The sequence below is a fragment of the Mycobacterium sp. genome (assembly GCF_044223235.1).
In the GTDB taxonomy this organism is placed as follows: Bacteria; Actinomycetota; Actinomycetes; order Mycobacteriales; family Mycobacteriaceae; genus Mycobacterium.
Genome location: NZ_JBGAME010000023.1, coordinates 70392 through 80061, shown reverse-complemented (window position 1 = coordinate 80061; position 9670 = coordinate 70392). Strand labels below are relative to the sequence as shown.

Sequence of the window (9670 nt, the reverse complement as noted above, 5' to 3'; positions counted from 1 at the left end):
GGTTCTGGAGGGTGGCGACTTCGTCGTCGTCGCCAACTCCGAGGGTTTCCGCACCACTCCCGTCGGTCGTCGCGTTCGCGCGCAACGGTGAGGTGCTGGTCGGTCAGCCCGCCAAGAACCAGGCGGTGACCAACGTCGACCGGACCATCCGTTCGGTCAAGCGGCACATGGGCACCGACTGGTCCGTCGAGATCGACGGCGGCAGCACTACACCGCGCAGGAGATCAGCGCGCGCATTCTGATGAAGTCAAGCGCGACGCCGAGGCATACCTCGGCGAGGACATCATCGACGCGGTCATCACCGTGCCCGCCTACTTCAACGACGCGCAGCGTCAAGCCACCAAGGAGGCCGGCCAGATCGCCGGACTCAACGTGCTGCGCATCGTCAACGAGCCCACCGCGGCGGTCTGGCCTACGGCCTGACAAGGGCGAGAAGGAACAGACCATCCTGGTGTTCGACCTCGGTGGCGGCACCTTCGACGTCTCGCTGCTCCAGATCGGCGACGGTGTCGTCGAGGTCCGCGCCACTCCGGTGACAACCACCTCGGTGGCGACGACTGGGACGACCGGATCGTCGAATGGCTGGTCGACAAGTTCAAGGGCACCTCGGGCATCGACCTGACCAAGGACAAGATGGCCATGCAGCGGCTGCGCGAGGCGGCCGAGAAGGCCAAGATCGAACTGTCGAGCTCGCAGAGCACCTCGATCAACCTGCCCTACATCACCGTCGACGCCGACAAGAACCCGCTGTTCCTCGACGAGCAGCTGACCCGCGCCGAGTTCCAGCGCATCACCCAGGACCTGCTGGACCGCACCCGCAAGCCGTTCCAGTCGGTCATCAAGGACGCCGGCATCTCGGTGTCCGAGATCGACCACGTGGTGCTGGTCGGCGGCTCGACGCGCATGCCCGCCGTGACCGATCTGGTCAAGGAACTCACCGGCGGCAAGGAGCCCAACAAGGGCGTCAACCCCGACGAGGTCGTCGCCGTCGGCGCCGCGCTGCAGGCCGGCGTGCTCAAGGGTGAGGTGAAAGACGTTCTGCTGCTTGACGTCACCCCGCTGTCCCTGGGCATCGAAACCAAGGGTGGCGTGATGACCAAGCTCATCGAGCGCAACACCACCATCCCCACCAAGCGGTCGGAGACCTTCACCACGGCCGACGACAACCAGCCGTCGGTGCAGATCCAGGTGTTCCAGGGTGAGCGCGAAATCGCTGCGCACAACAAGCTGCTCGGCTCCTTCGAGCTGACCGGCATCCCGCCGGCCCCGCGCGGTGTCCCGCAGATCGAGGTCACCTTCGACATCGACGCCAACGGCATCGTGCACGTCACCGCCAAGGACAAGGGCACCGGCAAGGAGAACACGATCCGCATCCAGGAAGGCTCCGGCCTGTCCAAGGAAGAGATCGACCGGATGATCAAGGACGCCGAGGCGCACGCCGAGGAGGACCGCAAGCGCCGCGAGGAGGCCGACGTCCGCAACCAGGCCGAGTCGCTGGTGTACCAGACGGAGAAGTTCGTCAAGGAACAGCGTGAGGCTCGCGAGTCTGGAGCAGGATCGGCGGTTCCCGCGGACACGTTGGCCAAGGTCGACGCCGCGATCTCCGACGCCAAGACGGCGCTGGCAGGCAGCGACATCTCCGCGATCAAGACGGCGATGGAGAAGCTGGGCCAGGAGAGCCAGGCGCTCGGTCAGGCCATCTACGAGGCCACCCAGGCCGAACAGGCTGCCGGACCCACGCCGGGCGGCGCTGCCAATGACAGCGACGACGTGGTCGACGCCGAGGTGGTCGAGGACGACCGGGAGAACAAGTGAGTCAGAACGATTCGCACGAGCCGGTGACCGTCACCGACAAACGGCGCATCGATCCGGAGACCGGCGAGGTTCGATCGCACACGCGAGGCGCGGAAGGACCCGAGGCGACTTCCGGCGGGCAGAACGTGTCCGACTCGGCCCCCAGCGGGCCGGGGCCGGACGCGTTCGTCGGCGAGTCCCCCGAGGAGCAGGACAAGGCCGCGGAACTGCTCGCCGACCTGCAGCGGGTGCAGGCCGACTTCGCCAACTACCGCAAGCGCTCCCTGCGTGATCAGCAGGTGGCCGCCGATCGGGCCAAGGCGACCGTGGTCACCCAGCTGCTGCCGGTGCTCGACGATCTCGATCGCGCCCGCAGCCACGGTGACCTGGAGTCCGGCCCGCTGAAGGCGGTTGCCGACAAGCTGGTCGGTGTGCTTGAGGGCCTCGGTCTGTCCGGGTTCGGTGCAGAGGGCGACGAGTTCGATCCCGCGCTGCACGAGGCCGTCCAGCACGAAGGCGAAGGCACCCATCCGGTCGTCGGCACGGTGATGCGCCGTGGCTACCGGGTCGGTGAACAGGTGGTGCGCCACGCCCTCGTCGGCGTGGTCGACACCGTACCGGAAACCGACACGCCGGATACCTCCGCCGTGTCGGGCGTACAGACAGCAGAATCAGATAACTAGTCAAAGGTAAGGAGGTGACGCGGCATGGCCCAACGCGAGTGGGTCGAGAAGGACTTCTACAAGGAGCTCGGCGTCTCCTCTGACGCCAGCCAGGATGAGATCAAGCGCGCCTACCGAAAGCTGGCGCGCGATCTTCACCCCGACACCAACCCCGACCCGGATGCCGCCGAGCGATTCAAGGCGGTCTCCGAGGCGCACAGTGTGTTGTCGGATACGGCGAAACGCAAGGAATACGACGAAACCCGCCGCCTGTTCGCGGGCGGCGGGTTCGGTCGGCGCGGCTACGGCGGCCAGGGCGAAGGATTCGGCGGATTCGGCGGGGATGGCGTCGAGTTCAATTTGAACGATCTGTTCGATGCCGCGGGGCAGACCGGCGGCGCGAACATCGGTGATCTGTTCGGCGGGTTGTTCGGCCGCGGCGGGTCACCCCGTCCGAGCCGTCCGCGTCGCGGCAACGATCTCGAGACCGAGACCGAGCTGTCGTTCATGGAGGCCACCAAGGGCGTGGCCATGCCGCTGCGGCTGACCAGCCCGGCTCCATGTACGAACTGCCACGGCAGCGGAGCGCGTCCGGGCACCAGCCCCAAGGTGTGCCCGACCTGTAACGGCGCCGGCGTCGTCAGCCGCAATCAGGGCGCGTTCGGATTCTCCGAACCGTGCACCGAATGCCGCGGCAGCGGCTCGATCATCGAGCACCCGTGCCAAGAGTGCAACGGCACCGGCGTGACGACCAGGACCCGCACCATCAACGTGCGGATCCCGCCCGGCGTGGAGGACGGCCAGCGGATCCGACTCGCAGGTCAGGGTGAGGCCGGCCTGCGCGGCGCGCCGTCGGGCGATCTCTATGTGACCGTGCATGTCCGTCCGGACAAGGTCTTTGGCCGTGACGGCGACGATCTCACTGTCACCGTCCCGGTGAGCTTCCACGAATTAGCCTTGGGCACAACGCTTTCGGTTCCGACGCTGGAGGGCAAGGTCGGCGTTCGGGTACCCAAGGGCACCTCGGACGGCCGTATCCTGCGCGTCCGCGGGCGGGGTGTGCCCAAGCGCTCCGGTGGCCACGGCGACCTGCTGGTCACCGTGAAAGTCGCTGTGCCGCCAGGCCTGGAAGGCGAAGCGGCCGAGGCGCTGGAAGCCTACGCGAAGGCCGAACGTGCGAGCGGATTCGACCCGCGGGCCGGTTGGGCTGGGTCCCGATGAGCGAGCGATCCAACGAGGAGGCCAGGACATTCCTCATCTCGGTGGCCGCCGAGCTGGCTGGTATGCACGCCCAGACGTTGCGCACCTACGACCGGCTCGGTCTGGTCAGTCCCCGTCGTAGTTCGGGCGGAGGCCGGCGCTACTCGCAGCGCGACGTCGACCTGTTGCGTGAGGTGCAGCGGCTGTCGCAGGACGAGGGCGTCAATCTTGCAGGCATCAAACGCATCATCGAGTTGACCAATCAGGTCGAGGCGCTGCGGTCGCGGCTGGTCGAGATGGCGAGCGAGATCGAGGAATTGCGCGCCAACCAGCGCCGCGACGTCGCTGTCGTGCCCAAGAGCACGGCGCTTGTCCTGTGGCAGCGGCGCTGATCCCCCGTAGCTGCTGATCGGCGGCCCGCGAGGGTAACGCCAGGGTGGTGATCCGGCGGGAATCCCGCCGTGGGGTCACCCTCGGCGCAAACGGGACGCGCGGAGGCGCAAACGGGGAGCGCGCTCAGCGCACCCGGATCGCAAACACCGATTCGTCGGGCTCGCCGGGCCGGGCGACCCGATAGCCGCCGCGGCGCAGCGCATCGGTCGGCGCGGTCATCGGCTCGAAGCAGATGACCTCGTCGTCGCCGGGTGCGAAGACCTGCGCCGCCGGATAGCCCTTCTCCAGGACCACCTCGATCCGGCGATCGCCGCCAGACACCGCGAACACCGCGCCGGGCGGCACTTCGTCATAGCCGTTGTCGACGAAGGTGTCGCCGAGCGCCTCGCTGACCGCGGGGGAGGCCTCCATCCCGCCAGTCGGGATGCCCCAGGCGTTGACCGGACGCAGCCGCATCGCCGGGGTTTCGACGATCCATTCCGACCGTGGTACATCGGGATGCTGCAGGTACGGGTGATAGCCGTAGCACAGCGGAACCGTGGCGTCGGTCGTGGGAGTCACTGTTGTGCGCACGGTCAAGGTGCGATCGATCAGCGTGATGTCGACCGTCAATCGGTGCGGGAACGGGAAACTGGCGAGCAGTCCTGGCCGCGAACCGAAGTCGAGTTCGGCGGTGAGCTGAGATTCCAGCAGCGTCACGACCGTCCAGTCCGGGAACGCCGCCAGCACTCCGTGGATCGGGACGCCGTGCTGGTCGGTGCGCACACCACCGGTCCCCGGGGTCAGTGTCACCACGGCTCCGTCCACCCCATAGCCGTTGCTGCTCAACCGGTTCGCCCACGGATACAGGATCGGGATGCCCATCGTGCGGTGATTGGAGACGTAGGCTTTCAGGCCGCGCCGCTGGCCGAGCAGTTCCACGCCGTCGTCGTTCAGCGACGTGCCGATCAAACCGGCGTTGGGTACGAAAGTTGCCGTCAGCGGTGACGACGGGTCACGCAGCGTGACGCTCTCAAGGTCGGCCATGGCCCGATTGTGTCACGGTCAGCTCGCCAGCGGATCGTGATGGATGCGTTGTGGGGGCGCTCCTTTGGCGATCAACGCGACCTTCGTCGCCTGCACCATGCGCGGTCCGCCGCAGACCAGAATCTGGCGATCGCCCCAGCTGCCGTACCTGGTGACGATATCGGGCAGCGTGCCGGTTTGGCGGACGTGCAGCCCGCGCGGCGGCCGCGGATCGGGGTAGTCCGCCGCCCAGGGCGGGTCGGTGCTGTACTCGGAGACCGGGGTCACCGACAGCCATGGGTTGGTGGACGCGATTTGCCACAGGGTCTTGAGGTCGTAGAGCTCGTAGGGATAGCGCGCGCCGTAGAACAGGTGCACGCGCGGATTGACGCCGAACCGGGCCAGGTCCATGATCAGCGCGCGCAGCGGCGCCAGCCCGGTGCTGCCCGCGATGAGCAGCGCGTCGCCGTCTTCGCGGTCGATCTGCATGGCGCCATGCGGATTGGACAGCCGCCACCGATCGCCGGGGCGGGTTTCGCCGACGATCGCGGTGCTGACCATGCCCCCGGGCACCGAGCGGACGTGGAATTCGATGGCGCCGCCGCCGTCGGCGGGAATGGCCGGGCTCAGGTAGCGCCACCGGCGCGGCAACTGGGGAACCTGGACGGTGACGTACTGGCCGGGGTGATACTGCAGCGGAGTGTCGAGCTGCAGCCGGATCACCGCGACGTCACGGGTGGCCCGGACGTGCTGGATCACCGTCCCGTCGCAGTAGGGCGGGCTCTGCTCGGCGTCGGCCGCCCCGCTCATCACCCCGACGATCAGGTCGACGGTGTCGCGGGCGGCCTCGTCGATCCTGGTGTCCCAGCGTTCGATCAGGTGACTGCGCATCGCCGACAGGAGTGCATCCTGCATGGTCTGGTAATGCTGCTGTGTCACACCGTATTTGCGGTGGTCGCGGCCCAGCTGGGCCAGGAACGCCACCGGCTCCTCGGCATGCTGGGCGATGAGTTCCCCCAACAGCCAGGTCAGCGCCTGGGCGAAGGAGGCTCGCTGGGCAGCCATATCCGGCGGGAACAGATCCCGCGCCGAGGGATCGATGGCGAACCAGCGGGTGTAGAACCGGCGGATCAACTCCTCCGATCCGTGTCGCGGGTCGACCGCATCGCGCAGCGCGCCCAGTGCGTCGCGGTCGTCCAGTCCCACGCCGCCCGAGTTTAGGTCAGCCCGCGGAGGGCCTGTTCGGCCGGAGCGCCGCCCTGGGCTATAGCCCGTGAATTCCCTTGTACAGCAGCAGAATCCCGATCAACACCAGGATGACGGCCACCATCGCGGCGTTGTGCTTCTCCATCCACGCCTTGAGCCGTGTCAGCGCGGGGTCGAGCCGGTCACCGGAGACGGCGTACCCCAGGATCGGGAGGGCCACCGTCGAGGCCGCCGCCGCGACGAACACGACTGTCGCCAGCCAGACTTGATGGGGGGCGAGCCCCGAGCTGCCGATCGCCAGTCCGGCGGCGACGCAGACGAACAGCACCTTGGGGTTGACGACCGCGAGGATGGCACCGAGCATGAGTGCCTTGCTGGGTCCCGCCTCGGTGATGTGACGCAACCACCCGGGTTGGTGCGGTTTCTTGTGCCGCGTCAGCCAGCTGTAGACGCCGTAGACGATCAGCGCGACACCGACGACGATGCGCAGCCAGGACGCCCAGGACGGCGTGGTGCCGACGCCGCCGAGCAACCCCGAAACACCGACGAAGATCGCGGTGAGGGCGGCCAGACCCACGAGCCAGCCGGCGAGGAAAAGCAGGCCCGCCGGGCGGGGCCGCGGCGTGTGCAGGATGAGGACCGCTGGAATGATCGACAACGGCGACAACGCGATGATCAACGCGAGGGGGAGAAGTTCGGACAGTTCCGAACCCAGACTCGTCACGCGAGCAACGTAGCGAATCCGCAGGGGTTTTGCCGCCGATCGCCCGGTCGCCGTGATGCCAGACGTGTGCGGATTCACACCGGCAGCCGGAATTCAGCTAAAGTTGAGCGGAACAGACTCAACCTTGACGACGTTGCATCAGACGACAAGCATTTTGCTCAACCCCCACAAGACTGATCGGAGGTAGTCGTGGATTCGTTCAATCCGACGACCAAGACCCAGGCGGCGCTGACCTCGGCGTTGCAGGCGGCCAGCGCTGCAGGCAACCCCCAGATCACCCCCGCCCACCTGTTGATGGCATTGCTCACCCAGAACGATGGCATCGCCGCCCCGCTGTTGGAGGCCGTCGGCGTCGAACCCGCAACCATCCGCACGGAGGCCCAGCGGCTGCTCGACCGGCTGCCCAGCGCCAGCGGCTCCAGCAGCCAGCCGCAGCTGTCCCGCGAGTCGCTTGCGGCGATCACCACAGCGCAGCACCTGGCCACCGAGATGGACGACGAGTACGTCTCCACCGAGCACCTGCTGTTCGGCCTCGCCAGCGGCGACAGTGACACCGCCAAGCTGCTCAGCGGCCATGGTGCGTCCCCGCAGGCCCTGCGCGACGCGTTCGTCAAGGTGCGTGGCAGTGCCCGCGTGACCAGCGCGGACCCGGAGGGCACCTACCAGGCGCTGGAAAAGTACTCCACCGACCTGACCGCCCGGGCCCGCGAAGGCAAGCTCGACCCGGTCATCGGCCGCGACAACGAGATCCGGCGCGTGGTGCAGGTTCTCAGCCGTCGCACCAAGAACAACCCGGTGCTCATCGGAGAACCCGGCGTCGGCAAGACCGCCATCGTCGAGGGCCTGGCCCAGCGCATCGTCGCGGGCGACGTCCCGGAGAGCCTGCGCGACAAGACCGTCGTCTCCCTGGACCTCGGGTCCATGGTGGCCGGCTCGAAGTACCGCGGTGAGTTCGAGGAACGCCTCAAGGCCGTCCTCGACGACATCAAGAACTCGGCCGGGCAGATCATCACCTTCATCGACGAGCTGCACACCATCGTGGGTGCCGGTGCGACCGGCGACTCCTCGATGGACGCGGGCAACATGATCAAGCCGATGCTGGCCCGCGGCGAGCTGCGCCTGGTCGGTGCCACCACCCTCGATGAGTACCGCAAGTACATCGAGAAGGACGCCGCCCTGGAGCGCCGGTTCCAGCAGGTGTTCGTCGGCGAACCCTCGGTGGAGGACACCGTGGGAATCCTGCGCGGCCTCAAGGACCGCTACGAGGTGCACCACGGCGTGCGCATCACCGACTCCGCGCTGGTCGCGGCGGCCACGCTGTCCGACCGCTACATCACGTCGCGCTTCCTGCCCGACAAGGCCATCGACCTGGTCGACGAGGCCGCCTCCCGGCTGCGCATGGAGATCGACAGCAGGCCCGTCGAGATCGACGAGGTCGAGCGGTTGGTCCGTCGCCTCGAGATCGAGGAGATGGCGCTGGAGAAGGAGGAGGACGACGCCTCCAAGGACCGGCTGGAGAAGCTGCGCGCAGAGTTGGCTGATCTCCAAGAAAAGCTAGCGAAGCTCACACTCAGGTGGCAGCCGAACGCGACGGAGATCTGGCCAAGGCCGCCGAGCTGCGGTACGGCCGCATCCCCGAGGTCGAGAAGAAGCTCGACGCGGCAGGGTCTTTGGCCGCCGGCCAGGGCACAGCGCGCGAGGGTGTGATGCTCAAGGAAGAGGTCGGCCCCGACGACATCGCCGAGGTGGTGGAGGCCTGGACCGGCATTCCCGCCGGGCGGATGCTTGAGGGCGAGACCGCCAAGCTGCTGCGCATGGAACAGGAACTCGGCAAGCGCGTCATCGGGCAGCGCAAGGCCGTGCAGGCGGTTTCCGATGCCGTGCGGCGTTCCCGCGCCGGCGTCGCCGACCCGAACCGGCCGACCGGCTCGTTCATGTTCCTCGGCCCGACCGGGGTCGGTAAGACCGAACTGGCCAAGGCGCTGGCGGAGTTCCTGTTCGACGACGAGCGGGCGATGGTCCGCATCGACATGAGCGAGTATGGCGAGAAGCACTCGGTGGCTCGGCTGGTCGGTGCTCCTCCCGGCTACATCGGCTACGACCAGGGTGGTCAGCTGACCGAGGCGGTGCGCAGGCGTCCCTACACGGTGGTGCTGTTCGACGAGATCGAGAAGGCGCATCCGGACGTATTCGACGTGCTGCTGCAGGTGCTCGACGAGGGCAGGCTGACCGACGGCCAGGGACGCACGGTCGACTTCCGCAACACCATCCTCATCCTGACCTCCAACCTGGGCGCGGGCGGCTCCGAGGAGCAGGTGATGGCGGCGGTGCGGGCGTCGTTCAAGCCCGAGTTCATCAACCGGCTCGATGACGTGATCATCTTCGACGGACTCAATCCCGAGGAGCTGGTCCAGATCGTCGACATCCAGCTGCAGCAGCTGCAGAAGCGGCTGGCCCAGCGGCGGTTGACCCTCGAGGTTTCGCTGCCCGCCAAGAAGTGGCTGGCAGAGCGCGGATTCGACCCGCTCTACGGCGCCCGCCCGCTGCGGCGGCTGGTGCAGCAGGCCATCGGTGACCAGCTGGCCAAGATGCTGCTGGCCGGCGACATCCACGACGGGGACGTGGTGCCCGTCAACGTGAGCGCCGACGGGGACTCGTTGGTGCTGGGCTGAGGCGCGTAGCGGGG

6 protein-coding genes and 2 pseudogenes are annotated in these 9670 nt (G+C 67.6%); 5 read left to right on the top strand and 3 right to left on the bottom strand.

Translation table 11 applies throughout. The features are described 5' to 3' along the window. From dnaK to ADBZ6K_RS21655, 4 genes and pseudogenes are all read left to right on the top strand, one after another. A pseudogene (dnaK, locus tag ADBZ6K_RS21670) lies at positions 1 to 1815 on the top strand (molecular chaperone DnaK); the annotation flags it as partial. Then, positions 1812 to 2477, top strand: coding sequence for a nucleotide exchange factor GrpE (gene grpE, locus ADBZ6K_RS21665; RefSeq protein WP_526350521.1), 666 nt, complete (start codon positions 1812 to 1814; stop codon positions 2475 to 2477). The pseudogene dnaK and the gene grpE, both read left to right, overlap by 4 nt. Positions 2478 to 2501: 24 nt before the next feature. Continuing rightward, entirely contained in the window at positions 2502 to 3677 is a 1176-nt protein-coding gene (dnaJ, locus tag ADBZ6K_RS21660; protein WP_526350519.1) for a molecular chaperone DnaJ, read from the top strand. Beyond that, positions 3674 to 4048 carry a heat shock protein transcriptional repressor HspR gene (locus ADBZ6K_RS21655; RefSeq protein WP_526350517.1) on the top strand — a complete coding sequence of 125 codons (375 nt, stop codon included), beginning with the start codon at positions 3674 to 3676 and terminating at the stop codon, positions 4046 to 4048. The genes dnaJ and ADBZ6K_RS21655 overlap by 4 nt, the downstream gene beginning before the upstream one ends. A gap of 124 nt (positions 4049 to 4172) precedes the next feature. Here ADBZ6K_RS21655 and ADBZ6K_RS21650 read toward each other — a convergent pair whose 3' ends face one another. Genes ADBZ6K_RS21650 through ADBZ6K_RS21640 form a run of 3 tightly spaced genes read right to left on the bottom strand, consistent with a single transcriptional unit; the run spans position 4173 to position 6984 of the window. Further along, a complete protein-coding gene (locus tag ADBZ6K_RS21650) occupies positions 4173 to 5075 on the bottom strand; it encodes an aldose 1-epimerase (protein WP_526350515.1) in 903 nt (300 codons plus the stop codon). A gap of 18 nt (positions 5076 to 5093) precedes the next feature. Next, complete coding sequence (locus ADBZ6K_RS21645) at positions 5094 to 6260, bottom strand: FAD-binding oxidoreductase (RefSeq protein ID WP_526350513.1); 1167 nt, start codon at positions 6258 to 6260, stop codon at positions 5094 to 5096. 58 nt (positions 6261 to 6318) lie between these two features. Continuing rightward, the gene (locus ADBZ6K_RS21640) at positions 6319 to 6984 is read right to left on the bottom strand and encodes a GAP family protein (protein ID WP_526350511.1); all 666 of its coding nucleotides are present in this window, start codon (positions 6982 to 6984) and stop codon (positions 6319 to 6321) included. A 189-nt stretch (positions 6985 to 7173) separates the two neighbouring features. Between ADBZ6K_RS21640 and ADBZ6K_RS21635 the strand changes: the two are divergent. Then, a pseudogene (locus ADBZ6K_RS21635) lies at positions 7174 to 9656 on the top strand (ATP-dependent Clp protease ATP-binding subunit). The last annotated feature ends 14 nt before the right edge of the window (positions 9657 to 9670 follow it).